This window comes from Luteococcus peritonei, from assembly GCF_039526385.1.
Lineage (GTDB): Bacteria > Actinomycetota > Actinomycetes > Propionibacteriales > Propionibacteriaceae > Luteococcus > Luteococcus peritonei.
The window spans coordinates 34,363-59,416 of the sequence record NZ_BAAAIX010000015.1; the positions used below are offsets into that span (position 1 = coordinate 34,363).

Consider the following 25,054-nt stretch of genomic DNA (forward strand, 5'->3'; position numbering starts at 1 on the left):
GATTCCCTTGCCTGCAAAGCAGTCAGCCGCGCGTGCCGGGTTCGCGCGCGGTAGGGCAGCGGTTGAATGGTTGACGACTGGTCGTCGACGCTGCTGAAGTGCCTCCCAGACCGTCCCCGCGGGCGGGTCTAGGATCGAGCGGTCAACACGAAAGGTCGTCCATTGAGCACCGTCCAGCAGGAGATCCTCGCCACCTGTCCGCCGAGCGTCGGCCACATGCTGGAGGAGCGGGCCCGCGCGACACCCGACAAGCTGGCCTTCCTGCAGCCCGACCGCAAGCCCAAGGGCCCCAACCAGTGGCGCCGCATCACCTGGCAGGAGGCGCGCCAGGAGATCCACGAGCACGCCGCCGGCTTCCTGGCGCTGGGCCTGGAGCGGGAGCAGCGGGTGGCGATCGCGGCCAGCACGCGCTACGAGTGGGTGGTGGCCGACCTGGCCGTGCAGTGCGCCGCCGGTGCCGTCACGGCGATCTACCCCAACACCACCGACCACGACGTGCTCTACATCATGCAGGACTCCGACTCGGTGATGCTGGTGGCCGAGAACCAGGCCCAGGTGGCCAAGGTGCAGCTGCACAATGCCGAGCTGTGGGACCAGGTGGCCCACATCGTCATCATCGACGACGACCGTGATGCCGCCGAGCGCGTCGACCAGCGCGTCATCACGCTGGAGCAGCTGCGCGAGCTGGGGCGTGCCCGGCTCGCCGAGCAGCCCGACTGCGTCACCGATGCGGTGGCGAGCCTGCGGCCCGAGAGCCTGGCCACGCTGATCTACACCTCCGGCACCACCGGTCGCCCGAAGGGCGTCGAGCTGGCGCACGAGAGCTGGACCTACATCGCCAAGGCCATGAAGTACATGGAGATGATGGACGAGGACGGTGTGCAGTACCTGTGGCTGCCGCTGAGCCATGTCTTCGGCAACTGCCTGGTGGCGGTCTCGCTGGCCTACGGCTTCGCCACCGCCGTCGACGGCCGGGTGGACCGGATCGTCACCGGCCTGGGTGAGGTGAAGCCCGACTTCATGTGCGGCGCCCCGCGCATCTTCGAGAAGGTGCGCGCCGCGGTGATGACCGCCAGCCCCAGCACCGGCGCCAAGGGCCGGATCTCGCGCTGGGCCTTTGCCGTGGGCCGCGACTCGCGTCCCTACCGGCTGGCCGGCGAGCCGATGCCCAAGAAGCTGGCGGCGCAGTACAAGCTGGCCGACAAGCTCGTCTTCAGCCAGCTCAAGGCCAAGCTGGGCGGCAACATCAAGTTCCTGATCTCCGGCTCGGCCAAGCTGTCCAGCCAGGTGCAGGAGTGGTTCTACTCCGCCGGCATCACCGTCATCGAGGGCTACGGCTCCACCGAGACCACCGCCATCGCCTTCGTGAACGACCCGCGCACCCCCCGCTTCGGCACCGTCGGCCCGGTGACCCCCGGCCTGGAGGTCCGCATCGCCGAGGACGGCGAGATCCTGCTCAAGGGCCCCACCATCTTCCGCGGCTACCACAATGCCGAGGACAAGACCGCCGAGGTCTTCGATGCCGACGGCTGGTTCCACACCGGTGACCTGGGCGAGCTGGACGACGACGGCTACCTGTCGATCACCGACCGCAAGCGCGACCTGATCAAGACCTCCGGCGGCAAGTACGTGGCCCCGCAGAAGGTGGAGAACGCGATCACCGCGAACATCCCCTATGTCAGCCAGGCGGTCGCCCTGGGCGAGGGGCGCAAGTACGTCGTCGCCCTGGTCACCATGGAGCGCGAGGCCCTGCTGCGCTGGGGCCGCAACCACGGCCACCCGAATGCCAGCTACGAGGAGCTGACCCAGCTGCCCGAGATCAAGGCCTCTATGGACAAGCTGATGGGCCGCGCCAACGCCAAGCTGGAGAAGTGGGAGACTGTCAAGCGTTTCGCGATCCTGGACCACGAGTTCAGCGTCGACGACGGCGGCGTCACCCCGAACATGAAGGTGCGCCGCGGCGCGGTGGACAAGAAGTACGCCCACGTCGTGGACTCGCTCTACGACAAGGAGGACTGAGCCCAGGTGAGGCACGTGGTGGAGGTCCCGCTGCGCTGGGGCGACATGGACGCCCAGGCGCACGTGAACAACGGCACCTACGTGGACTACCTGCAGGAGGCCCGCGCCGACTTCCTGCTCCACGGCCCGAACCGCCACCTGCTGGGTGGGGGAGTCGTCGTGGTGGGCCACAGCGTGGACTTCCTGCGCCCGGTGGTCTTCTCCGCCGAGCCGCTGCGGGTCGAACTGCAGGTCACCGAGGTGGGCGCCTCCCGCTTCCGGCTGGCCTACGAGCTCTTCCACGAGGGTGAGCCGGTGGGCCGGGCCCGCACCACGCTGTGCCCCTTCGACTTCACCCGGCAGCGGCCCCGCCGGCTCACCGACGCCGAGCGGGAGCACTTCGCCTCGCTGAGCGCCCCCGTGGAGCCGCAGCGCGAGCTGTCCGCCCCGCCGCTGCGGGGCCGCGGCCACGTGCACTCCTTCCGGGTGCGCTGGAGCGACCTGGACTCCTACGGCCATGTCAACAATGTGCGCTACTTCGACTACCTGCAGGAGGCGCGGATCGCCATGACCACCGCGCTGGACCCGGGCATGGTGCGTGCCGGCAGCCAGCTCGACGACGGCCGCCAGGCCGGGCTGGATGAGCAGATGTGGTTGGTGGCCCGCCAGGACATCGACTACGTGGTGCAGATGGACCACCGGCTCGAGCCCTACCAGGTGGTGACGGCGCCGGTGCGGCTGGGCACTTCCTCCATCGTGCTCGCCGCCGAGGTGACCGACCCGCTGCACCCGCACGCCGACGGCTCCGGCCTGGTGCTGGCCCGGGGCCGCACCGTGCTGGTCTGCGCCGATGCCCAGGGACGCCCGCAGCCGCTGTCACAGTCCACCCGCGCCGCCCTCTCCGCGGCCCTGGTCACCGCCTGAGCCACGACCCCGCAAGACCAAGAGGTCCGCAGACGACGAGGCCCCGGAACCGCGATGGCGGTCCCGGGGCCTCGTGCCGGCTCAGACGCGCAGCCAGGCCGCCGCGTCGACGGGCAGCTTGCCGTCCACCAGCTCGACCGTGCTGACCAGCAGCTCCCCGTCCAGCTCCACCGGGGTGGCGCCGAAGTTCACCACGCAGCGGAAGCCCGGCTCACGGGTGAAGCTGAGCACCTCGGGGGCGCTCTGGTCCCAGGCCATCGCTCCGTCGCCCAGCGCCTCCAGCTCGTGGCGCAGCCGCAGCAGGGTGCGGAACAGGTTGAGGGTGCTCGACGGGTCGCCGTCCTGCGCCTCGACGCTCAGCTCGCCCCAGCCCTCGGGCTGCGGCAGCCACGGCTCCGCGTCGGTGCCGAAGCCGAAGGGCGGCTGGTCGCCGCCCCAGGGCAGCGGCACGCGGCAGCCGTCGCGGCCCCGCACGGTGTGGTTGGAGCGCACCCAGGTGGGATCCTGCAGTGCCTCGTCGGGAAGGTCCTCGACCTCCTCCAGACCCAGCTCCTGGCCCTGATAGACATAGGCGCCGCCGGGCAGCGCCAGCATCAGCGCAGCGGCCGCGCGGGCCCGACGACGGCCCAGCTCCAGGTCGGTGGGCTGGCCCGCCAGACGCTCCTGCCAGTGGCCGTCCTCCTCCTGGTCCGCGCCGGTGAAGGGGCGGCCGCTGACCGGCTTGCCGTAGCGGCTCGGGACGCGGATCACGTCGTGGTTCTCCAGCACCCAGGTGGTGGGCGCCCCCACGGCGTCGTGGCCCGTGATGGAGGCGTCGATCACGGTGCGCATCGAGGTGGGGGTCCACTCCGACTGCAGGAACTCGAAGTTGAAGGAGGTGTGCAGCCGGTCGGGGCGCACGTACTCCACCAGCTGCTCCAGCGGCAGGTAGGCCTCGGAGACGAAGATCCGCGCGCCCAGCTCGGTGCCGGCATAGGAGTCGGCCAGCCGACGCCAGCGACGCTGCACCTCGGCCAGGCCGGGCTGGTCCCACAGCGGGGACCCTGCCACCTTCTGCAACGAGCCGTGCCCGGTGAGCGGGTCGATCGGCATGTCCTTGAAGGAGGGGTCCTTGACCAGCGAGTCGGCCACGTCGACGCGGAAGCCGTCCACGCCCCGGTCGAACCAGAAGCGCAGCACGCGGTCGATCTCGGCGCGCACCTGCTCGTTGTCCCAGTTCCAGTCCGGCTGCTCGGGGGCGAACATGTGCAGGTACCACTGGCCCGGACGGCCGTCGGCCTCGGTGACGCGCTCCCAGCCGGGACCGCCGAACATGCCGCCCCAGTTGGTGGGCGGCTCGTCGCCCTGGGGGCCCTTGCCGTCGCGGAAGATGAACCAGTCGCGCTCGGGCGAGCCGGGCCCGGCCGCCAGCGCCTTTTGGAAGAGCGGGTGGTCGATGGAGCAGTGGTTGGGCACCAGGTCGATCAGCACCCGCAGGCCCAGCTCGTGGGCCTTGGCGATGAACTCGTCGGCCTCGGCGAGGGTGCCGAAGTCGGGGTTGATGTCGCCGTAGTCGGAGACGTCGTAACCGCCGTCCCACAGCGGGCTGGGGTACCAGGGCGAGACCCAGATGGCATCGACGCCCAGGCTGGCCAGGTGGTCCAGCTTGTCGATGATGCCCCGGATGTCGCCGGTGGCGTCGTTGTTGCTGTCGGCGAAGCTGCGCGGGTAGATCTGGTAGGTGACGGCATGGCGCCACCAGTTCGGGTCGTCGAATCTCACCGGTCAAGCCTATGGCCAGACCCCGGGGTACGCGCCAGCGGGGCGGCCACCCCCACGGCCCCGACGAAGTGACCCCGGCACGACGAGGGGGCGCATCCCGCAGGATGCGCCCCCTCGTGGTCCAGCTCAGTGACCGGTGACCGAGCCGCCCACCTCGCTGCGGTCGCCGGACCACAGGGTGTGGAAGGCGCCCTCGGCGTCGGTGCGCTTGTAGGTGTGCGCGCCGAAGTAGTCGCGCAGGCCCTGGGTCATGGCCGCGTTCAGGCGCGGGGCGCGCACCTGGTCGTAGTAGGCCAGCGCGGAGCTGAAGCCGGGCACCGGGACGCCGGCGGTGATGGCGGTGGTGACCACCCGACGCCAGGCGTCCTGGCCCTTGGCCAGCTCGGCCTTGATGGAGGGGGCCTCCAGCAGGGTGACCAGGTTGTGGGCCGCGTACTCGTTGGAGATGCGGTCCAGCAGCTTGGCGCGGATGATGCAGCCGTCGCGCCAGATCTTGGCCACCTCGGCGACATCGATGTCCCAGCCGTACTCCTGGCCGGCGATGCGGATCTCGTCCAGGCCCTGGGCATAGGCGATCACCTTGGCCGACCACAGGGCCTGGCGGATGTCGTCGGTGAAGGCGTGCAGGTCGTCCACCGACAGGCTGCCGTCGGGGCCCTCGAGCGCGGCCTGCGCGTGCTCGCGCAGCTCGGGGCTGGAGGAGATGGCGCGGGCGAAGACGGCCTCGGAGATGGCATTGACCGGCACGCCCAGCTTCAGCGCGGACTGCACGGTCCAGGTGCCGGTGCCCTTCATGCCGGCCTGGTCCACGATCACGTCGAGCAGGTGCCCGCCGGTCTTCGCGTCCTTCTGGCGCAGCACCTCGGAGGTGATCTCGATCAGGTAGGAGTCCAGGTCACCGGTGTTCCACTCGGCGAAGACATCGGCCATCGCGTCGTTGTCCAGGCCGGCGGCCTTGAGCAGGGTGTAGGCCTCGCCGATGAACTGCATGTCGGCGTACTCGATGCCGTTGTGCACCATCTTCACGAAGTGACCGGCGCCGTCGGTGCCGATGTAGGTGCAGCAGGGCTCGCCGTCGTACTGGGCCGCGATCTTCTCCAGGATCGGGCCGAGTGCCGCGTAGGCCTCCTGGGTGCCGCCGGGCATCATCGAGGGGCCCTCGAGGGCGCCGACCTCACCGCCGGAGATGCCGCAGCCGACGAAGTGCAGGCCGTGGGAGCTGACCTCCTTCTCGCGGCGGATGGTGTCCTCGTAGAAGGCGTTGCCGCCGTCGACGATGATGTCGCCCTGCTCCAGCAGCGGGATCAGCTGCTCGATCACGGCGTCGGTGCCCTTGCCGGCCTGCACCATGATGACGATGCGGCGGGGGCGCTCCAGCGAGGCGACGAAGTCCTCGATCTTCTCCGAGGCGATGAAGCGGCCCTCGGAGCCGTGGTCGGCGATGACCTCCTCGGTCTTGGCATAGGTGCGGTTGTAGACGGCCACGGTGTAGCCCTTGTGGGCCATGTTGCGGGCCAGCGAGGAGCCCATCACGGCCATGCCGATGACGCCGACGTCGGCCAGCTCGCCGCTGGGGGTGGGGGTGGTCTCGGTCATCAGATCTCCATTCCGTCGGTGCTGCAGGTCTTGCTCGTCCGGTGCCGCGCGCCTCGGTGCGGCGGGCCATGGGCCCATGCAACCACCACCGGGTGCACCGCTGCATCCCTTGCCATCTGTTGACCTCTCGTCCACCCACCGGGACGGGCCTCCCCACGCTGTGAAATGGCTTGCCAGAGCGCTTGCCAAGGACCATGCCCAAAGTTAACGTCCTCCCATGGACAACGATGGCGGCGGCGAACGCTCCGCGACGATCTACCAGGTGGCCGAGGCCGCCGGCGTCAGCCCCTCCACCGTCTCCCGGGCCTTCTCGCGCCCGGGACGGGTGAGCGACAAGACGGCCGCCCGGATCCACCAGATCGCCCGCGAGCTGGGCTACCGCACCGACGCGGTCTTCCGCGCCGAACGGCCCCCGCGCACCCAGATGATCGGCCTGGCGATCAGCGACATCACCAATCCCTTCTACTTCAACATCATCCGCGGCGCCGAGCAGGTGGCCAACGAGGCCGGCTTCTCGATCGTGCTGGCCGATGCGCAGGAGTCCAGCGACCTGGAGCGCGCCTTCTTCGAGCGCACCCTGCCGGCCCTGGACGGCCTGGTGATCGTCACCTCGCGGGTCTCGGACACCGCGCTGCGCGGTGTGGCGAAGAAGCTGCCCACCGTGGTGCTGAACCGCCAGGTCTCCGGCCTGCCCTGCCTGACCAGCGACAACCAGCGCGGCATGCGCCGGGCGCTCGAGCACCTGGGCGAGCTGGGGCATCGCAAGGTGGCCTACCTCGCCGGGCCGGAGGCCTCCTGGGTGGATGGCACCCGCTGGCGCGCCTTCCGCGAGGCCTGCTCCGAGCTGGAGCTCGACGACTGCCGCTACGGCCCGGTGGCCCCGACGGTGCGCGGCGGCCTGGTGGCCGCCCAGCAGCTCGGCTCGCACGGCGAGAGCGCGGTGGTCTGCTACAACGACCTGACCGCCATCGGCGTGCTGCGGGGCCTGGCCCACCGCGGGATCGAGGTGCCGCGGGACTACTCCGTGATGGGCTTCGACAACACCTTCGCCTCCGACCTGGTCAGCCCGGCGCTCACCACCGTCGCCGCCCCGCTGCGCCAGCTGGGGGAGAGCGCCACCAAGGCGGTGCTGGCCATGCTGCGCTCCCAGAAGCCGCTGCCGCAGGACGCCCTGTCCACCATGCCGATGAAGCTGGTGGTGCGGGAGTCCACCGGCCCCGCGCCCCGGGCGGCGCGCCGCTGAGCCGCCCTGCCCGTCGCGGGGTGGGGCTCAGCCGCGTCGGTCCCTGGCGAGCTTGAAGAGGACCTCGCCGGCATTCTCGACCACCGTGGTGCCGGGCTCGGCGGCCAGCGCCTCCAGGTCGACGGTGGCCGGGTCCAGATAGCCCAGGTTGACCTGCGCACAGACCTCCGGCGGGATCTGGGTGGCCAGCGTCACCTTGATCCGGTTCTGCTCGCCGGTGGCCGGGTCCCAGGTGCCGGCGCCGCGCACGTGGGTGGAATGGGCCAGCACCCCCTTGGGCACCTCGGAGAAGCGGTCCCACTGCTTGGTGAAGTAGTCGATGCAGTGGTAGCCGATCTCGTAGATCTCGTGGTGGGTCTCGCTCACCTCGGTGACGTGCGGGGCGTAGATGATCACCTCGCCGCCGTCGGCCATCGCGGGCTGCGCCTTGTAGCAGCCCTTGGCGGCGGTCCAGATGTCGTCATAGCGGGTGGGCATGCAGGCCACCATCTTCTGGAAGGGCTCGTCCACCCAGACGATGTGGCTCTCCGCGGCCACCTCGGCCATCGCGGCCCAGGCATCCTCGCTGGTGCCGAAGGCCGCGGCCTCCAGCTCCCCGGTGCCGGACTCCACCACCAGGCAGAGCGCCAGCTTCTCGTTCTGGATCAGGTCGGTGCCGGCATTGATGATCGCGCGCATCGGGGTGATGCCGGTGGTGCCGATCACCTTCTCGACGCCCAGCAGGGCGCCCACCCAGTGGCTCAGGTCGATCGCGTCGTGGGTGGCGCAGCCGGGGATGAAGTACTTGTTGCCGCCGGAGATGCCCACCACCTCGTGCGGGAAGACCGGCCCGATCACGATGTTGTAGTCGGCCTCGACGACGTGGCGGTTGATCTCCACGTCCACGTCCACCTTCTGCGCACCCTGGCTCAGCTCGGCGATCCGGTCCGCGGTGAGGGTGCCCACCTTCACGATCTGCTCGGGGTCCTGCCACTCGTGGTTGACCACCGTCAGGCCGGGGTAGGCCTCGGCGAGGCTGGCGGGCTGGCCCTCGCCGCCCACCCCGAACATCCGGTCGATCTCCTCGGGCTCCATGTAGGAGTGGGTGCCCAGCGCGATCACGGCGGTGAGCTGGCCCACCCGGTCGACCAGGCAGCGGTGCACCACGCGCATCACTTGGGGCAGCGGCATCGAGCGGGTGCCGTCGGGCACCACCAGCACCACCTTCTTGCCGTCCAGCGGGAGGGCGGCCAGGTTGCGCTCGACGAAGGCCTCGAAGTCGGCCTCCTGGACGTGCTGGTGGGGGCCGCCGATGGACTCGCAGGGGATCGCAGTGGTCATGGCCCCATCCAAGCCGCGGTGATGGGGCGCGGCAAGCGGTTGCCGCCGGTTGGCGGAGGAGGGTCCCCCTCGCCTCCGCTCGAAGGGGCGCGAACTCCCTTGTGGGAAGGGGTTTTCGCGCAGTCGAAAGGCTGCAACAACTGGCAACCCGTGGTGGCCGCGCCGTGCCCTGAGCAGGATTGCCGCCATGGCCCGTGCAATGACGCTCAACCCAGACCGACTCCTGCCGCCCGATGCTGCCACCCGCGAGGTGGCCCGGCGTCTCTACGCGGAGGTGGAGCACCTCCCGATCATCTCGCCCCACGGCCACGTGCCGCCGGCGTGGATCGCCGACGACGTCCCCTTCACCAATCCCACCGCGCTCTTCCTGACGCCCGACCACTACATCAACCGGATCCTGCACGCCAACGGCGTGGAACTCTCCCAGCTCGGGGTGCCGGTGGGCAGCGACTTCAGCGAGCAGCAGTCGCGCGAGGCCTGGCGGATCTTCTGCTCCCACTGGCGCGACTTCAACGGCACCGCGATGCGCTACTGGATGCAGGACCAGCTGTGCGGCATCTTCGGCGTCGACGTGCGCCCCTCTGCCGAGACCGCTGACCAGATCTACGACCAGGTGGCCGCCCAGCTCGCCACCCCGGCGATGCGGCCCAGGGCCCTGATGGAGAGCTTCGACATCGCCTTCATCGCCACCACCGACGACCCCTGCGACAGCCTGGAGCACCACGAGAAGATCGCCCAGGACGCCGGCTTCACCCGTCGCGTGGTGCCCACCTTCCGGCCCGACAAGTACCTGGAGCCGGCGCGCGAGGACTGGAACCAGCTCGTCGACGCGCTCGGCGAGGCCGCCGGCGTGGCCGTGGACAGCCTGGCCGGCTACACCGCCGCCATGGAGAACCGTCGTGCCTTCTTCAAGCAGCACGGGGCGGTCTCCACCGACCACTCCCATGCCGACCTGGGCACCGTGCGCCTCGACGAGGTGGATGCTGCCTCCCTGTACGACAAGGCCCGTCGCGGCGAGGCGAGCGAGCAGGAGTGCACCCTGCTGCGCCGCTGGCTGCTCACCGACCAGATCCGGATGGCCACCGAGGACGGCCTCACCCTCACCCTGCACCCGGCGGTGCGCCGGGGCCACGACACCGAGGCCACCCGTCGCTACGGGGCCGACGTGGGCAATGACATCCCGGTCAAGCTCGAGGTGACCAACGCCCTGCAGCCGGCGCTGGACCAGTTCGGCAACCACCCCAACCTGAACCTGGTGATCTTCACCCTGGACGAGGACGTCTTCAGCCGTGAGATCGCACCGCTGGCCGGCTGGTATCGCAGCGTCTACATCGGTGTCCCGTGGTGGTTCATCGACGCCCCGGAGTCGATCATGCGCTTCAAGCAGTCGGTGACCGAGATGGGCGGCTTCAGCCGCGTCTCCGGCATGATCGACGACACCCGCGCCTTCTGCTCCATCCCCGCCCGGCACGACATGAGCCGTCGCCTGGACTGCGCCCACCTGGCCGACCTGGTGGTCAAGCACCGCCTCGACGAGGACGAGGCGCTCGACTCCCTGCTGGACCTCGTCAGCAACAACCCGAAGAAGGTGTTCAAGCTGTGACCACGCTCTCCCGACAGACCCACGGCCGTCCCAAGGCCCCGGTGCGCATCCTGCACCTGGGCATCGGCAACTTCACCCGCGCCCACCAGGCCTGGTACACCGAGCACGCCGCCGACGCGGCCGACTGGGGGATCGCCGCCTTCACCGGCCGCTCCGCCGCCATCGCCGAGACCCTGCGCCCCTCCGAGGGCCTCTACCAGCTCTGCACCGCCACCCCCGAGGGCGACGAGGTGGAGGTGATCAGCTGCCTGTCCGAGGTGCACGCCGCCGACGACCTGGACGCCTGGCGCGGCTACTTCGCCGACCCGCAGCTGGCGATCGTCACCTCGACCATCACCGAGGCCGGTTACCTGCGCGATGCCGAGGGCAACCTCGACGCGTCCAACCAGCAGCTCACCGCAGACCTGACCGCCCTGGCCGCCGATCCGAGGGCCGATGTCTCCACCGCACCGGCGAAGTTCGTGGCCGGCCTGCTGGCCCGTCGCGAGGCCGGCGCCGGTGACATCACCTTCTGCCCCTGCGACAACATCCCGGAGAACGGCCCGATGGTGAAGCGCCTGGTCAGCCAGGCCGCCGAGCGGGTGGACCCCTCCCTGGTGGAGTGGATCGAGCAGCACGTCGGCGTGGTCACCACGATGGTGGACCGGATCACCCCGCGCACCACCGACGAGGACCGCGAGCGCGTCGCCTCCGAGACCGGCGTCGAGGACCCGGCCCTGGTGGTCACCGAGCCCTTCTCCGAGTGGGTGCTCTGCGGTGACTTCACGGCTGGCCGCCCGCAGTGGGAGACGAAGGGCGCCCGCTTCGTCGACGACGTGGCTCCGCACGAGGCCCGCAAGCTCACCCTGCTGAACGGCTCGCACTCCCTGATGGCCTATGCCGGCTCGATCCGCGGCCACGAGACCGTCTACGAGGCGATCAGCGACGAGACCGTGCTCGGTTGGGTCAACGACTTCTGGGACGATGCCGTCAAGCACCTGGAGCTGCCCGCCCAGGAGCTGGCCGACTACCGCGAGGCCCTGCTGGCTCGCTACCGCAACCCCCGTATCAAGCACCTGTTGGCCCAGATCGCCGGTGACGGCTCGCAGAAGGTGCTGATCCGTCATGTGCCCACCATCAAGGCCTCGTTGGCCCAGGGCGAGGTGGCCGAGGGTGCCACCCGCGCCGTCGCGGCCTGGGTGCTGCACCTGCGCGGCGCCGGCGCCCCGGTCACCGATGCCCGTGCCGAGGAGGTGCTGGCCCTGGTGCAGGGCGACGAGGACACTGCGGTCCACCGGGTTCTCGGCCACCTGGGGATCGACGATGGACGCATCTTCGATAGCGTCAGGCGACAGATGGCCGAGATCCAGGCCTGACGGCCACGACAGCGAAGGACGAATGACATGCAGCTTCGAGAAGACGCCCGCTGGGCGCTGGTGGTGCCCACCAGCATGGGTATCCGCATCACACCCGAGAACGGCCAGCCGGTCCACACCTCCGACCGCTTCCTGATGCAGGCCACCTCCGCCGAGACCAATGTCGCCTCGGTGTCCAGCTACCTGGGCCTGCCCACCAAGGTGCTGACCAATTTCGTGGAGGGCTCGCCGATCAGCGCCTTCATCAAGCAGAACCTGCGCGCCCGCGGCATGGCCTTCGAGGGACCCGACATCCCGCAGGGCGACGCCTGGGGCTTCCGCCACCAGTTCAACATCGCCGACTCCGGCTACGGCATGCGCGGCGCGCGCGTGTGGAACGACCGTGCCGGCGAGGTGGGCCGCGAACTCGACGTCAAGGACTTCGACCTGGACAAGCTCTTCGTCGAGGAGGGCGTCAAGATCCTGCACCTGTCCGGCCTGGTGGCCGCGATCAGCCCGAAGACCAGCGCCTTCTGCGTCGAGCTGGCCAAGAAGGCCAAGGCCAACGGCACCGTGGTCAGCATGGACATGAACTACCGCGCCTCCTTCTGGAAGGGCCGCGAGGAGGAGCTGGGCAAGGCCTTCCACGAGATCGCCGAGCTGTGCGACGTCCTGATCGGCAACGAGGAGGACTTCCAGCTCTGCCTGGGCATCCAGGGCCCCCCGCCCGGCGGCGAGGGCATCGAGAGCAAGATCGACGGCTTCAAGGACATGATCGGACGCCTGCAGGAGGCCTACCCGAAGGCCTCCTTCTACGCCACCACGCTGCGTGAGGTGGTCAGCGTGAACACCCACAAGTGGGGCATGGTGGTCTACGGCGACGACGACTTCCACGTGGCCGAGCTGCGCGAGATCGGCGTACTGGACCGCGTCGGCGGCGGCGATGGCTCGGTGGGTGGCCTGCTCTACGGCATCCTGCAGGGCTGGCCGGCCGAGAAGTGCATGCAGTTCGGCTGGGCCACCGGAGCCCTGGCCGCCACCATGATGACCGACTACGGCGCCCCGGCCGACGAGGAACAGGTCTGGAGCATCTGGAAGGGCAACGCCCGTATCAAGCGCTGACCCCTCCCCGGACAGGGCCTGCCCGGCCACGCACCCGTGTGGCAGGGTGGGCCCTGTCCCGTCCAGAACCCCAGAAGGAGAACCGACATGGCCACCACCAACACCGCCACCACACACTGGGAAGGCACCCTCATGGAGGGCCAGGGCCGCACCGAGCTGGCCACCTCCGGCGTCGCCGGCTTCGACGTGAAGTGGGCCGCCCGCGCCGAGGCCGGCCAGGGCACCACGAACCCCGAGGAGCTGATCGCGGCCGCGCACGCCACCTGCTACTCGATGGCGCTGAGCAACAAGCTGGCCCAGGACGGCACGCCCGCCACCAGCCTGGACACCGCCGCCGAGGTGAGCTTCCAGCCCGGCCAGGGGATCACCGGCATCACGCTGAAGGTGTCGGGCGACGTGCCCGGCCTGAGCGCCGACGACTTCGCCGAGAAGGCCGAGTGGGCGAAGGAGAACTGCCCGGTCTCGCAGGCCCTTGCCTCGGTCCCGAAGACCCTCGAGATCGTCTGATTTCTCGCCCCCGGCAGCTGCAATCGACCGGGGACAGACCAATGGCACCCGATGATCGGGTGCCATTTGTCATGCGGTGAAGAATTGCGGCACCCATGTCGATCACTGGCTGACCAAAATCGTCGATTCCCACCCCTTTGGGTGCATCTTCTGGGGTGGAATCGCCGCTCACAAGCCGCTTGGCGTTCGCTGTGAGTGGATTGGGTAGGCACTGTGGAGTTGTTTGCACCTAGTGTTTCCAAGCGTCGTCCGGGGGTAATTGCCGGACGGAGGACCGCAGTAATTCCTTCCCCGAAAAACGAGGAGAAAAATCATGCGCAAGACTCTCGCCGCTTCCGCTCTGGCCGGTGTCGTCGTCCTGGGTGCCCCCCAGATCGCCGAGGCCCAGACCGCCACCCCGACCCCCTCGCCGACCGCGACCGCCACCGCGACCGAGACCGAGACCACCACCAAGACCGTGCACGAGAAGGATCGCACCGGCCTGTGGGGCCTCACCGGTCTGCTGGGCCTGGCCGGCCTGGCTGGTCTCCGCAAGAAGCCGGAGCACCACACCACCGTGCGTCCCGCCCACGTGGAGACCCGTCGCGTGGAGACCAACCACGACGTGCGCAACGATGTCCGTCACGACGTCAACCGCACCGACAACCTGAACAGCCGCACCGACAACCTGCGTCAGGGCGACCTGAACAACGACGGTCGTCGCGACATCTGATCCGACGCCGGTCTCACCTCGACCGGCACGGACACCACGGGCGCCCGGGAGCAACTGCTCCCGGGCGCCCGTGTCATGCCAGGAGGTGTCACAGCGCGGGGGAGAACTCCCGCTCCTCGACGCGGTCCTGGGCCAGGTGCCGGCCGTTGTAGACCTCCTCGTCCAGGATGCCGTGGCGCTTGGCGACGATCACGGGGATCGCGGCCTGGCCGGCCACATTGGTGGCGGTGCGCATCATGTCGAGGATCGGGTCGATGGCCAGCAGCAGGCCGACGCCCTCCAGGGGCAGGCCCAGGATGCCCATGGCCGTCCCCTTCCTGTCGATGCCCTGCGGTGCTGGTGTCGCGCCGGCCGCTGTCCTGCGCTCCGGGACGGTACAACGTCGCGGCGGGGCGGCGCATTCCCGCACCGGGAGCACGACGGTCCCCGGGCCGCCGCAGGGGCGGACCGGGGACCGGCGAGGACAGGGCAGACCGAGGTGCAGCAGGCATGCGGGGTCAGCGCTGGAAGGTGCGCCGTCCCTGCCAGAAGGTGGCCACCACCGGATCGGGCAGCTCGCGGCCGTGGTAGGGGTTGTTACGGCTCATCGAGGCCGAGGCCTCGCGGTCGACGGTGCCGCGGGCGGAGGGGTCCACCAGCACCAGGTTGGCCACCGAGCCGGGCACCAGGGGCTGGCCCTGCTGGTCGGCGATCCGGCCGATGCGTGCCGGGGCGGTGCTCATCCGCTCCACCAGGGTGGGCCAGTCCATCCGGCCGGTCTCCACCATGGTCTCCATCACCACCGCCAGGGCCTGCTCCAGCCCGAGCATGCCGGGGCGCGCGTCGGCGAAGGCGTGGTCCTTGTCCTGCGCGGCGTGCGGGGCGTGGTCGGTGCCCACCACGTCGATGGTGCCGTCGGCCAGCGCCTCGCGGACCGCCTCGATGTGCTCGTCGGTGCGCAGCGGGGGATTGACCTTGAAGGTGGTGTCGTAGCCCTCCACCTCACGGGTGCCGAGCAGCAGGTGGTGCGGGGTCACCTCGGCGGTCACGTTGATGCCGCGCTGCTTGGCCCAGCGCACCACCTCGACGCCCTCGGCGGTGGAGATGTGGCAGACGTGGAGCCGCGAGCGGGTCAGCTCGGCCAGCTGCACGTCGCGGGCGATGATGACGCTCTCCGCCACCGCGGGCCAGCCGCCCAGGCCGAGCCGGCCCGAGATCTCCGACTCGTGGCAGCAGGCGCCGGGGCCGGCCAGGCCGGCGTCCTGGGAGTGCTGGGCGATGACGCCGTCGAAGGGGCGCACCCATTCCAGCGCGCGACGCATCAGCAGCGAGTCCATGACGCACCTGCCGTCGTCGCTGAAGACCCGCACCGCCGCCTCGGAGCGGGCCATCAGGCCCATCTCCGCCAGTTCCTTGCCGTCCAGGTTCTTGGTGACGGCACCGATCGGCACCACCTGGGCCGAGCCGTCGCGACGGCCCAGCAGCTGGATGTACTCCGCCTTCTCGGCGTCGTCGGTGACCGGGTCGGTGTTGGCCATGGCGAAGACGGCGGTGAAGCCGCCGCGCGCCGCGGCCAGGGTGCCGGTGCGCACCGTCTCGGCATCCTCACGGCCGGGTTCGCGCAGGTGGGTGTGCAGGTCCACCAGGCCGGGCAGGGCCAGCAGGCCGTCGGCGTCGATCCGCTCGGCGCCGGGCACCGGTTCGTCGACGATCCGCCCCTCGTGCAGGTGCAGGTCGGTGGTGGTGCCGTCGGCCAGTCGGGCGCCGCTGATCAGGTAGTTGGTCACTTGGATCCCTCGTTCGAGCCGCCGAGCACGTGGTACAGGACGCTCATCCGGACGGCGACACCGGCTGAGACCTGGTCAAGGATCAGCGAGCTCGCGGCATCGGCCGCCTCGCTGGAGATCTCCAGGCCACGGTTCATCGGGCCCGGATGCATGATCGCGACGCCCTCGCGCAGCCGGCGCAGGCGGTTGGCTGTGAGCCCCCAGCCGGCGATGTACTCCCGGGCGCTGGGGAAGAAGCCCGAGCTCATCCGCTCGCGCTGCACCCGCAGCATCATGGCGACGTCGGCGCGCTGCAGCGCCTCGTCGAAGTCCTGCACCACCTCGACACCCCACTGGTCCGCGCCGGTGGGCATCAGGGTCGGGGGAGCGCAGAGCAGCACCTCGGCGCCCAGGGTGTTGAGCAGGCTCACGTTCGAGCGCACCACGCGGGAGTGCAGCAGGTCGCCGGTGATGGCCACCGTGCGGCCCTCGAAACCGTCCACCGGACCGCCGTCGAGGCTGCGGAAGTGCTGGCGCATGGCATAGGCGTCGAGCAGCGCCTGGGTGGGATGCTCGTGGGAGCCGTCGCCGGCATTGACCACGCTGGCGCGCACCCAGTCGGCGGCCTGCTGCACCGTGCCGGAGCCGGCATGGCGGATCACGAAGCAGTCCACCCCCATCGCGTCCAGGGTGAGCATGGTGTCCTTCATGGACTCGCCCTTGCTGACGCTGGAGCCCTTGGCGGAGACGTTGATGGTGTCCGCGCTCATCCACTTGCCCGCGATCTCGAAGGAGGTGCGGGTGCGGGTGGAGTCCTCGAAGAACATGTTGATGATGGTGCGACCGCGCAGGGTGGGCAGCTTCTTGATCTCGCGGCCCTGCACCTCGTGCATCTCCTCGGCCAGGTCCAGGATGCCGAGCACCTCGGCGCGGTCCAGGTTGGATGCCGCCAGCAGGTTCTTCATCGCACTCCTCCCACACGCTGGATGGTGACCTCGTCGGTGCCGTCGGCCTCGGACAGGTGCACGCTGACCCGCTCGTCGGCGGCGGTGCCGATGGCCAGGCCGGTCACGTCGGCCTGCAGCGGCAGCTCGCGGTGACCGCGGTCCACCAGGACGGCCAGCATCACCCGGGCCGGGCGGCCGATGTCCTTGAGCGCGTCCAGCGCGGCCAGCACGGTGCGGCCGGACTGCAGCACGTCGTCGACGATCACCAGGTTCTTGCCCTCGATGCTGCCCGGGACATGGGTGGGGCCCACCTTGCGGGTGGGGTTCTTGCGCAGGTCGTCGCGGTACATGGTGATGTCCAGCGTTCCCACCGGCACCTCGACGCCCTCCACCTGGCCCACCAGGGCGGCCAGGCGACGGCTCAGCGGCACGCCTCGGGTGGGGATGCCGAGCACGATCAGGTCGTCCGCGCCATGGTTCAGCTCCACCACCTGGTGGGCCATGCGGGTCAGCGATCGCGCGATCTCGGCGGAGTCGAGGATGGTCCGCACCGGGCCGACATCGGCGCCGGGATCGTCGGCACGCTCGGGCGGTGGGGCTTCGGATGTCACGATGGGTCTCCGCTCTGGGACCCCGATGTCACCGCGGTTCGGGGACGAAGGTCCTCGAACCGCCAATCTAGCAACAGCCGAGGGGTGGTCGCACACCGACCGGGGGCCGGATTCGCTAGGATCCGGGACATGAACGCATGGACGCTGCTGGACACCTTCACCTTCCCCGGCTGGCCCGAGGTTCCCGAGCCCTCGCTGTGGCACCTGTTCCTGATCTGCATCCTCGGCCCGCTGCTGCTCGGCGCCCTGGTCACCGCCTTCTTCCTGGGCGGCAGCCGCCGCCACGCCGTGGCGCAGGAGGAGGCCGCCGTCGGCCTGGTCGACGATCCCGACCGCCCCGCGCTGCGCCGCGCCCAGCCCTCGCGCGCCGTCGAGGGTGCGCCCGCGCGCGCCGTCGACACCGATGCCCGCCACGACGAGCTGGAGGTGGACCCCGAGCCGGGTCGCCGGGGTGGCGCCACCGCGGCGGACCAGTTCCGCCACTGATCCTGCGGCGCCTGCGGCGCCCGTCCAGCAAGGCCTTCGCGAGAGGTCCCCGGCCACCCGGCCGGGGGCCTCTCGTCGTTCCCGGCGTCCTCGACGAGATCCCAGAAGTTGAGACCAGATTGGAAATCGGGAGGTCGCGTGGTTGACTCACGGACATGCAGACCGCCAGCAACCCGCTCCTCGTGACCCGTCGTCACGTGGACCTGCTGCGCCTCAATGGCTGCATGTGTTGGATGCGTTGACCCGCGTCTGACGAGCCCTCCCACAGGGCAGAAACCGTCCGGGCGCGTGACGCCCGGACACCCCCACCAGCAGGTCTGTCAGAACCTGCCGCCCGTGCTCACGCGCCATCTCCAACCGAGGTGAGCCACAGTGAGCCAGAATCCCGCAACCGAGACCGCGCCGAGTCGCGTGCGCCTTCCCAGGGCCGGGCAGTCCAAGGGCCAGTGGAAGGTGGACGGCCACGAGCCGCTGAACCACAACGAGGAGTTCAAGGCCGAGTCCAACCCGCTGGACGTGCGCCAGCGGGTGATCGACACCTACTCCAAGCTGGGCCTGGAGTCGATCCCCACCGATGACCTGCACGGCCGCTTCCGCTGGCTGGGCGTCTACACCCAGCGCAAGCAGGGCATCGACGCCCGCCAGACCTCCAAGCTGGACGCGGATGCGCTGAGCGACGACTACTTCATGATGCGGGTGCGCATCGACGGCCAGCAACTCACCCTGGACCAGGTCCGCACCCTGGGCGGCATCGGCGTCGACTTCGCCCGGGAGACCGCCGACATCACCGACCGGCAGAACATCCAGTTCCACTGGCTGCGGGTCGAGGACCTGCCCGAGATCTGGACCCGGCTGGCCGCGGTGGGCCTGAGCACCACGGAGGCCTGCGGCGACACGCCGCGTGGCTTCCTGGTCAGCCCGGTGGCCGGCATCGCCGCCGACGAGATCATCGACCCCACCCCGCAGGCCCGCGCCATCGCGGAGCGCTGGATCGGCGACGAGTCCTTCGCCAACCTGCCGCGCAAGTTCAAGACCGCGCTCACCGGCCATCCCAGCCTCGACGTGGTGCACGAGATCAACGACATCTCCTTCGTCGGCGTGCAGCACCCCGAGCTGGGCGCCGGCTACGACCTGTGGGTGGGCGGCGCGCTGTCCACCACGCCGCGGCTGGCCGAGCGCCTCGGCGCCTTCGTGACGCCCGAGCAGGCCGTCGAGGTCTGGGCCGGCGTCACCGGCATCTTCCGTGACTACGGCTATCGCAAGCAGCGCACCAAGGCCCGGCTGAAGTTCCTGCTGGCCGAGTGGGGGCCGGAGAAGTTCCGTGAGGTGCTGGAGACCGAGTACCTGGGCTACCGGCTCGCCGACGGCCCCGCCCCGGCCCGCCCCACCGGCTCGGCCGAGCACCTGGGCGTGCACCAGCAGAAGGACGGCCGCGCCTATGTCGGCTTCGCCCCGGTGGTGGGACGGCTGTCGGGCACCCTGCTGAACCAGATCGCCGACCTGGCCGAGGCCGCCGGTTCGGGCCGGATCGCCTTCACCGTCAAGCAGAAGATCCTGGTGCTCGATGTGGATCCCGAGAAGGTGGACCAGCTGGTGGCCGGGATGGACGCCATCGGGCTGACCGCCCACCCCTCGCCCTTCCGGCAGGCCACCATGGCCTGCACCGGCATCGAGTTCTGCAAGCTCGCCTTCGTCGAGACCAAGGGCCTGGCGGCGCGCACCATCACCGACCTGGAGCAGCGCCTCGGCGACGTGGAACTGGACCGCCCGATCAGCCTGAACATCAACGGCTGCCCCAACTCCTGTGCCCGGATCCAGATCGCCGACATCGGCCTCAAGGGCCAGCTGGCCGGCGACGACTTCGCCTTCCAGGTGCACCTGGGCGGCGGTCTGGCCAGTGCCGACCGCGAGGAGGCCGGCCTGGGTCGCACCGTGCGCGGGCTCAAGGTGACCGCCGACGACCTGCCCGACTACGTCGAGCGCGTCACCCGCAACTACCTGTCCCACCGCGAGGGCGACGAGACCTTCGCCGAATGGGCGCACCGCGCCGAGGAGGACGTGCTGCGATGAGCGATGCACCCGTCGACGGAAAGCCGAAGGACCTCACCCGCCAGGGGGACAGCCTGGGGGCCGCGGCCCGCGAGGGATTCGTGGCGCCCGGACTGCAGCTTGGCGCACCCGTGGTGCCGGCAGCCGGCAGCCTGCGGACCGGCCCGCGCCGCAGCACCGAGGAGCTGCGCGCCCTGGTGGACGCCAACCAGCAGCGGCTGGCCACCTCGAGCGCCGAGGAGCTGCTGGGCTGGGCCGCCGAGGAGTTCGGCGAGGCGCTGGCGGTGGCCTGCTCGATGGCGGCCGACACCATCCTGCCGGCCCTGGTCAGCCAGACCATCCCGGACGTGGACGTGCTCTTCCTGGAGACCGGCTTCCACTTCCCCGAGACCCACCAGACCCGCGACGCGCTGGCCACCAGCTGGCCGGTGAACGTGGTCGACGTGCTGCCCGCCATCACCGTCGAGCAGCAGGACGAGCAGTACGGGCCGAGGCTCTACGAGCGTGACCCGGGCGCCTGCTGCGGCATCCGCAAGGTGGAACCGCTGGCCCGCGCGCTGTCCGGCTACGAGGCCTGGGTGACCGGCATCCGTCGCGAGGACAATGCGCTGCGCGCCAACGCCCAGCTGCTCGAGTGGGACGCCACCCACGAGCTGGTCAAGCTCAACCCGATCGCGGCCTGGAGCTTCGAGGACGTCCTCGACTTCGCCACCGGCCACGGGGTGCCCACCAACCCGCTGCTGGCTGACGGCTACCCGTCGATCGGCTGCCAGCCGTGCACCCGTCGCGTCGCCCCCGGAGAAGACCCCCGAGCCGGCCGCTGGGCCGGTCTCGCCAAGACAGAATGCGGAATCCACCTGTGAGCCACACCATGAGCCATCTGGATGCCCTCGAGAGCGAGTCCATCCACATCTTCCGAGAGGTCACCGCCGAGCTGGAGCGCCCGGTGCTGCTGTTCAGCGGCGGCAAGGACTCGATCGTCATGCTGCACCTGGCCGCCAAGGCCTTCTGGCCGGCACCCGTCCCCTTCCCGGTGATGCACGTCGACACCGGCCACAACTTCGACGAGGTGATCGACTACCGCGACCGCACCGTCGAGCGGATGGGCCTGCGCCTGGTGGTCAAGAAGGTGCAGGACTACATCGACGACGGCCGCCTCACCGAGCGCCCCGACGGCACCCGCAACCCGCTGCAGACCGTCCCGCTGCTGGACGGCATCGCGGAGAACCGGTTCGACGCGGTCTACGGCGGTGGCCGTCGCGACGAGGAGAAGGCGCGCGCCAAGGAGCGCATCGTCAGCCTGCGCGACGAGTTCGGCCAGTGGGACCCGCGCAACCAGCGCCCGGAGCTGTGGAACCTCTACAACGCCCGCCACCGCCCCGGCGAGCACGTCCGCGTCTTCCCGCTGTCCAACTGGACCGAGCTGGACGTCTGGCGCTACATCGAGCGCGAGGGCATCGAGCTGCCCGGCCTGTACTACGCCCACCAGCGCGAGGTCTTCTGCCGCGACGGGATGTGGCTGGCCGTCGGCGCGGTCTCCCAGCCCCGCGAGGGCGAGCAGGTGGAGACCCGCCAGGTGCGCTACCGCACCGTCGGCGACATGTCCTGCACCGGCGCCGTCGACTCCGAGGCGATGGACGTGCACGACGTGGTGGCCGAGGTGGCCGCCACCACCATCACCGAGCGGGGCGCCACCCGCGCCGACGACCGGATGACCGAGGCGGCCATGGAGGACCGCAAGAAGGAGGGCTACTTCTGATGAGTGCCACCACGACCGACACCACGCTGGGGGAGTCCACCCTGCTGCGGCTGGCCACGGCCGGCAGCGTCGACGACGGCAAGTCCACCCTGGTGGGCCGGCTGCTCTTCGACAGCAAGAACATCCTGGCCGACCAGCTCGACGCCGTGGAGCGGGTCAGCCGCGAGCGCGGCCTGACCGGCGCCGACCTGGCGCTGCTCACCGACGGCCTGCGCGCCGAACGCGAGCAGGGCATCACCATCGACGTGGCCTACCGCTACTTCGCCACCCCGGAACGCACCTTCATCCTGGCCGACTGCCCCGGGCACGTGCAGTACACCCGCAACACCGTCACCGGCGCCTCCACCGCCGACGTGCTGGTGCTGCTGGTGGACGTGCGTCGCGGCGTGCTGGAGCAGACCCGGCGCCACCTGGCCGTCGCGGCCCTGCTGCGCGTGCCGCACGTGGTGGTGGCGGTGAACAAGCTCGACCTGGTGGACTTCGACCAGCAGCGCTACGAGCAGGTGGCCGCCGAGATCCAGCAGGTGGGCCGTGAGCTGGCCGTCGAGGCGCTGACCACCATCCCGGTCTCGGCGCTGCAGGGCGACAACGTGGTGGAGCGCTCCGAGCGGATGGGCTGGTACACCGGCCCCAGCCTGCTGGAGCTGCTGGTCACCATCAGCCCCGAGCAGGGCCGCGAGGAGCTGCCGCTGCGCTTCGGTGTGCAGTACGTGCTGCGTCCGCAGCAGGCCGCCATCAGCCCCGAGCACGTCGAGTACCGCGGCTATGCCGGCCAGGTGGGGCAGGGCACGGTGCGCGTGGGCGACGAGGTGGTGGTGCTGCCCGGCGGTCGCACCACCAGGGTCGTGGGCATCGACACCGCCACCGGCAGCCTGGAGCAGGCCGCGGCGGGGGAGTCGGTGAGCCTGCGGCTGGCCGACGAGATCGACATCACCCGCGGCGAGCTGATCGCCGCCGCCGGCGACGCCCCGCAGCCGGTCACCGAGGTGGACGCCATGGTGGCCTGGCTGGGCGACGCCCCGCTGCGGATCGGCCAGCGGGTGCTGCTGAAGCAGACCACCCGCACCGTGCAGGCCATCGTGCGCGACATCGAGGGTCGACTCGACCTCGACACCATGACCCCACAGCCCACCGAGCAGCTGTCGCTCAATGACATCGGCCGGGTGCGGATCAAGCTCGCCCAACCCGTCATGGCCGAGGACTACCGCACCTCTCGCGTCACCGGTGCCTTCCTGCTCATCGACGCCCAGCAGGGCCTCACCCTGGCCGCCGGCATGGTCACCGACCCGGGCGCGCCGGGCATCGTGCACGCCGCCTCCGCCATCAACTGGTCCATCTAGCCCACCCCCTGAAAGGAACGAGACCATGAACTCGATCATCAGCCTGGCCCTGCTCGTGCTCTGGGTCGCCGCCGTCGCGGTGAGCCTTCGCCCCCGCCGCGACGAGCCGTGCGCCATGCCGGGCATGGTGATGGAGTCCGTCGGTCTCGACCAGCGCCCGGTGCTGGACCAGCGGGGCGGGCAACGATGAGGCGGCTGCTCACCTTCGCGCTGGCCGGCCTGGTGGCGCAGCTGATCGACGGCTCGTTGGGCATGGGCTACGGCGTCACCTCCACCTCGGTGCTGCTGGCCGCCGGGATGACGCCGGCGGTGGCCTCGGCCTCGGTGCACCTGGCCGAGCTGGGCACCAATGTGGCCTCCGGGGTCTCGCACTGGCGGCTCAAGAATGTGGACTGGTGGCTGGTGGCGCGCCTCGGCGTGCCCGGTGCCGTCGGCTCCTTCCTGGGCGCCACGGTGCTCTCCCGGATCTCCACCGAGGCCGCGCAGCCGGTGATGGCGCTGATCCTGGTCTCGCTGGGTGTCTTCATCCTGAGCCGCTTCACCTGGCGCCCGCCGCAGGTGGCGACGGCCACCACCTCGCCGCACGGGCGTCGCTTCCTGGCGCCGCTCGGCCTGCTGGGTGGCTTCGTCGACGCCACCGGTGGTGGGGGCTGGGGCCCGATCTCCACCACCGCCCTGGTCAGCGCGGGACGCACCAGCCCGCGCACCGTGATCGGGTCGGTGGACACCAGCGAGTTCCTGGTCTCGCTGGCCGCCTCGCTCGGCTTCCTGCTCAGCCTGGGCAGCACCGGCGTCCGGCTCGACCTGGTGCTCGCCCTGCTGGCCGGTGGCTTGGTGGCCGCCCCCGTGGCGGCCTGGCTGGTGAGCCGGATCCCCGCCCAGGTGATGGGCTCGCTGGTGGGCGGTTTCGTGGTCCTCACCAACCTGGCCACCCTGTTCCGGGCCTTCGACGTGCCGGGTTCCGCGCGGTTGCCGATCACCCTGCTGGTGCTGCTGGCCTGGGCCGTCGCAGTGGGCGTGGGACTGCGACGGCTGCGTCGCGACCGGGCCGAACAGGCGGAGACCTCGGTGCCCGATGACCACCTGGTGGGTGTCTGATGTGGCCGTCGGGGATCCTGCTGGCCGCCCACGGCACCCGTTCGGCGCAGGGACGGGCGGTGGTGGAGCAGCTGCGCAGCCAGTTGGAGCAGCGCCTGTCCGAGCCGGTGCGGCTGGGCTGGGTGGATGTGGCCGAACCGCACGTCGACGAGCTGATCGCACCCGGTGATCTGGTGGTCCCGGCCTTCCTGGGCGCGGGCTACCACGTCAAGCACGACCTGCCCCGGTCGGTGGCGCGCGCGGATGGCGCCGTCCTGACCGCCCACCTGGGCCCCCACGAGCTGGTGCTGGATGCGGTGCACCAGCGCGTCGTGGAGGCGGGCGGGCCTTGGCCGCTGACCCTGCTGGGGTGGGCCGGCTCCTCCGATCCGGAGAGCCGCGCGGAGGCCGGCACCGCTGCGGCGCTGCTGGCCTCCCGCTGGGGCGTCACGGTTCGGGTGGTCACTCCCGCCGAACTGCCGCAGGCCGTCGCCGCCGGACGGGCGGAAGGGTTCGAACGGGTCGGGGTGGCCAGCTACCTGCTGGCCCCGGGCTTCTTCGCCGACAAGCTGGCCGACGGCGGTGCCGACGGCTGCTCCGCGCCGATCGGGGCACACCCCTGCCTGGTGGACCTGCTCTGCGAGCGGGTGCGGGCCCCCTTGGCGCTGCGCACGGCCTGAGCGGATTCCGCCCGGTCCGGCCGGGGCGATCAGCGACGCTCGCGGACCGGCTCCTGCAGCTGGGCGTCACGCTCCAGGAAGGCGTCGCGCATGCCATGACGGACGCCCAGGCGGACCAGCACGTAGAGCACGGCCGCACCCAGCACGGGGGCCAGGAAGCTTCCCATCACGGCGGCGAGCATCTCCACGGTTCCCATGCCTGCAGCCAATCACGGTCCTCGCGGGCACTGCCAGCACCGA

At 70.5% G+C, this 25,054-nt stretch carries 24 protein-coding genes and 1 pseudogene; 17 read left to right on the plus strand and 8 right to left on the minus strand.

Annotation, left to right across the window (positions count from 1 at the left end):
* Window positions 1–216 precede the first annotated feature (216 nt).
* Window positions 217–2,039, plus strand: a pseudogene (locus ABD073_RS06940) (AMP-dependent synthetase/ligase); the annotation flags it as partial.
* Window positions 2,026–2,922 (plus strand): acyl-CoA thioesterase, encoded by an 897-nt coding sequence (locus ABD073_RS06945; RefSeq protein WP_425559931.1) that lies wholly within the window; start codon window positions 2,026–2,028, stop codon window positions 2,920–2,922. The pseudogene ABD073_RS06940 and the gene ABD073_RS06945, both read left to right, overlap by 14 nt.
* An 81-nt stretch (window positions 2,923–3,003) precedes the next feature.
* Here ABD073_RS06945 and ABD073_RS06950 read toward each other — a convergent pair whose 3' ends face one another.
* Window positions 3,004–4,683, minus strand: a complete 1,680-nt coding sequence (locus ABD073_RS06950; protein WP_343873269.1) for a glycoside hydrolase family 13 protein — start codon at window positions 4,681–4,683, stop codon at window positions 3,004–3,006.
* 126 nt (window positions 4,684–4,809) lie between these two features.
* Window positions 4,810–6,279: an NADP-dependent phosphogluconate dehydrogenase gene (gene gndA / locus ABD073_RS06955; protein ID WP_343873270.1), complete on the minus strand. Its 1,470-nt coding sequence runs from the start codon at window positions 6,277–6,279 to the stop codon at window positions 4,810–4,812.
* A gap of 217 nt (window positions 6,280–6,496) precedes the next feature.
* Between gndA and ABD073_RS06960 the strand changes: the two genes are divergently transcribed.
* On the plus strand, window positions 6,497–7,522 hold the full coding sequence (locus ABD073_RS06960) for a LacI family DNA-binding transcriptional regulator (RefSeq protein ID WP_343873271.1): 1,026 nt from the start codon (window positions 6,497–6,499) through the stop codon (window positions 7,520–7,522).
* Between the two features lie 27 nt (window positions 7,523–7,549).
* Here the strand turns inward: ABD073_RS06960 and ABD073_RS06965 are convergent, their stop codons facing one another.
* Complete coding sequence (locus ABD073_RS06965; RefSeq protein WP_343873272.1) at window positions 7,550–8,842, minus strand: lactate racemase domain-containing protein; 1,293 nt, start codon at window positions 8,840–8,842, stop codon at window positions 7,550–7,552.
* 187 nt (window positions 8,843–9,029) lie between these two features.
* On the opposite strand from ABD073_RS06965, the gene uxaC reads away from it, so the two are divergent.
* From uxaC to ABD073_RS06990, 5 genes are all read left to right on the plus strand, one after another.
* The gene (uxaC, locus tag ABD073_RS06970) at window positions 9,030–10,445 is read left to right on the plus strand and encodes a glucuronate isomerase (protein WP_343873273.1); all 1,416 of its coding nucleotides are present in this window, start codon (window positions 9,030–9,032) and stop codon (window positions 10,443–10,445) included.
* Entirely contained in the window at window positions 10,442–11,800 is a 1,359-nt protein-coding gene (locus ABD073_RS06975) for a mannitol dehydrogenase family protein (RefSeq protein ID WP_343873274.1), read from the plus strand. Before uxaC ends, ABD073_RS06975 begins: the two co-directional genes overlap by 4 nt.
* A 27-nt stretch (window positions 11,801–11,827) precedes the next feature.
* Window positions 11,828–12,901 (plus strand): PfkB family carbohydrate kinase, encoded by a 1,074-nt coding sequence (locus tag ABD073_RS06980; protein WP_343873275.1) that lies wholly within the window; start codon window positions 11,828–11,830, stop codon window positions 12,899–12,901.
* An 87-nt stretch (window positions 12,902–12,988) separates the two neighbouring features.
* Window positions 12,989–13,408: an OsmC family peroxiredoxin gene (locus ABD073_RS06985; protein ID WP_343873276.1), complete on the plus strand. Its 420-nt coding sequence runs from the start codon at window positions 12,989–12,991 to the stop codon at window positions 13,406–13,408.
* A 313-nt stretch (window positions 13,409–13,721) separates the two neighbouring features.
* Window positions 13,722–14,120 carry a WGxxGxxG family protein gene (locus ABD073_RS06990; RefSeq protein ID WP_343873278.1) on the plus strand — a complete coding sequence of 133 codons (399 nt, stop codon included), beginning with the start codon at window positions 13,722–13,724 and terminating at the stop codon, window positions 14,118–14,120.
* Between the two features lie 88 nt (window positions 14,121–14,208).
* Here ABD073_RS06990 and ABD073_RS06995 read toward each other — a convergent pair whose 3' ends face one another.
* From ABD073_RS06995 to pyrR, 4 genes are all read right to left on the minus strand, one after another.
* On the minus strand, window positions 14,209–14,424 hold the full coding sequence (locus ABD073_RS06995) for a cation:dicarboxylate symporter family transporter (protein ID WP_343873279.1): 216 nt from the start codon (window positions 14,422–14,424) through the stop codon (window positions 14,209–14,211).
* A 193-nt stretch (window positions 14,425–14,617) separates the two neighbouring features.
* The gene (locus ABD073_RS07000) at window positions 14,618–15,886 is read right to left on the minus strand and encodes a dihydroorotase (protein WP_343873280.1); all 1,269 of its coding nucleotides are present in this window, start codon (window positions 15,884–15,886) and stop codon (window positions 14,618–14,620) included.
* Entirely contained in the window at window positions 15,883–16,830 is a 948-nt protein-coding gene (locus ABD073_RS07005) for an aspartate carbamoyltransferase catalytic subunit (RefSeq protein ID WP_343873281.1), read from the minus strand. The genes ABD073_RS07000 and ABD073_RS07005 overlap by 4 nt, the downstream gene beginning before the upstream one ends.
* A complete protein-coding gene (pyrR, locus tag ABD073_RS07010) occupies window positions 16,827–17,423 on the minus strand; it encodes a bifunctional pyr operon transcriptional regulator/uracil phosphoribosyltransferase PyrR (protein ID WP_343873282.1) in 597 nt (198 codons plus the stop codon). Before pyrR ends, ABD073_RS07005 begins: the two co-directional genes overlap by 4 nt.
* 129 nt (window positions 17,424–17,552) lie before the next feature.
* Between pyrR and ABD073_RS07015 the strand changes: the two genes are divergently transcribed.
* From ABD073_RS07015 to ABD073_RS07050, 9 genes are all read left to right on the plus strand, one after another.
* Window positions 17,553–17,909, plus strand: a complete 357-nt coding sequence (locus tag ABD073_RS07015) for a hypothetical protein (RefSeq protein ID WP_343873283.1) — start codon at window positions 17,553–17,555, stop codon at window positions 17,907–17,909.
* A gap of 155 nt (window positions 17,910–18,064) precedes the next feature.
* On the plus strand, window positions 18,065–18,151 hold the full coding sequence (locus ABD073_RS15530; RefSeq protein WP_386751632.1) for a putative leader peptide: 87 nt from the start codon (window positions 18,065–18,067) through the stop codon (window positions 18,149–18,151).
* Between the two features lie 130 nt (window positions 18,152–18,281).
* The gene (locus tag ABD073_RS07020) at window positions 18,282–19,979 is read left to right on the plus strand and encodes a nitrite/sulfite reductase (RefSeq protein WP_343873284.1); all 1,698 of its coding nucleotides are present in this window, start codon (window positions 18,282–18,284) and stop codon (window positions 19,977–19,979) included.
* Window positions 19,976–20,821: a phosphoadenylyl-sulfate reductase gene (locus tag ABD073_RS07025; RefSeq protein WP_343873286.1), complete on the plus strand. Its 846-nt coding sequence runs from the start codon at window positions 19,976–19,978 to the stop codon at window positions 20,819–20,821. The genes ABD073_RS07020 and ABD073_RS07025 overlap by 4 nt, the downstream gene beginning before the upstream one ends.
* Complete coding sequence (gene cysD, locus ABD073_RS07030; protein ID WP_386751629.1) at window positions 20,803–21,717, plus strand: sulfate adenylyltransferase subunit CysD; 915 nt, start codon at window positions 20,803–20,805, stop codon at window positions 21,715–21,717. Before ABD073_RS07025 ends, cysD begins: the two co-directional genes overlap by 19 nt.
* Window positions 21,717–23,057 carry a sulfate adenylyltransferase subunit 1 gene (locus tag ABD073_RS07035; RefSeq protein WP_343873288.1) on the plus strand — a complete coding sequence of 447 codons (1,341 nt, stop codon included), beginning with the start codon at window positions 21,717–21,719 and terminating at the stop codon, window positions 23,055–23,057. Before cysD ends, ABD073_RS07035 begins: the two co-directional genes overlap by 1 nt.
* A gap of 25 nt (window positions 23,058–23,082) precedes the next feature.
* The gene (locus ABD073_RS07040) at window positions 23,083–23,247 is read left to right on the plus strand and encodes a hypothetical protein (RefSeq protein WP_343873289.1); all 165 of its coding nucleotides are present in this window, start codon (window positions 23,083–23,085) and stop codon (window positions 23,245–23,247) included.
* Window positions 23,244–24,155 carry a sulfite exporter TauE/SafE family protein gene (locus ABD073_RS07045; protein WP_343873290.1) on the plus strand — a complete coding sequence of 304 codons (912 nt, stop codon included), beginning with the start codon at window positions 23,244–23,246 and terminating at the stop codon, window positions 24,153–24,155. The genes ABD073_RS07040 and ABD073_RS07045 overlap by 4 nt, the downstream gene beginning before the upstream one ends.
* The gene (locus ABD073_RS07050) at window positions 24,155–24,814 is read left to right on the plus strand and encodes a sirohydrochlorin chelatase (RefSeq protein ID WP_343873291.1); all 660 of its coding nucleotides are present in this window, start codon (window positions 24,155–24,157) and stop codon (window positions 24,812–24,814) included. The genes ABD073_RS07045 and ABD073_RS07050 overlap by 1 nt, the downstream gene beginning before the upstream one ends.
* A 29-nt stretch (window positions 24,815–24,843) precedes the next feature.
* On the opposite strand, the gene ABD073_RS07055 is transcribed toward ABD073_RS07050, so the two are convergent.
* A complete protein-coding gene (locus tag ABD073_RS07055) occupies window positions 24,844–25,011 on the minus strand; it encodes a hypothetical protein (RefSeq protein ID WP_343873292.1) in 168 nt (55 codons plus the stop codon).
* Window positions 25,012–25,054 lie beyond the last annotated feature (43 nt).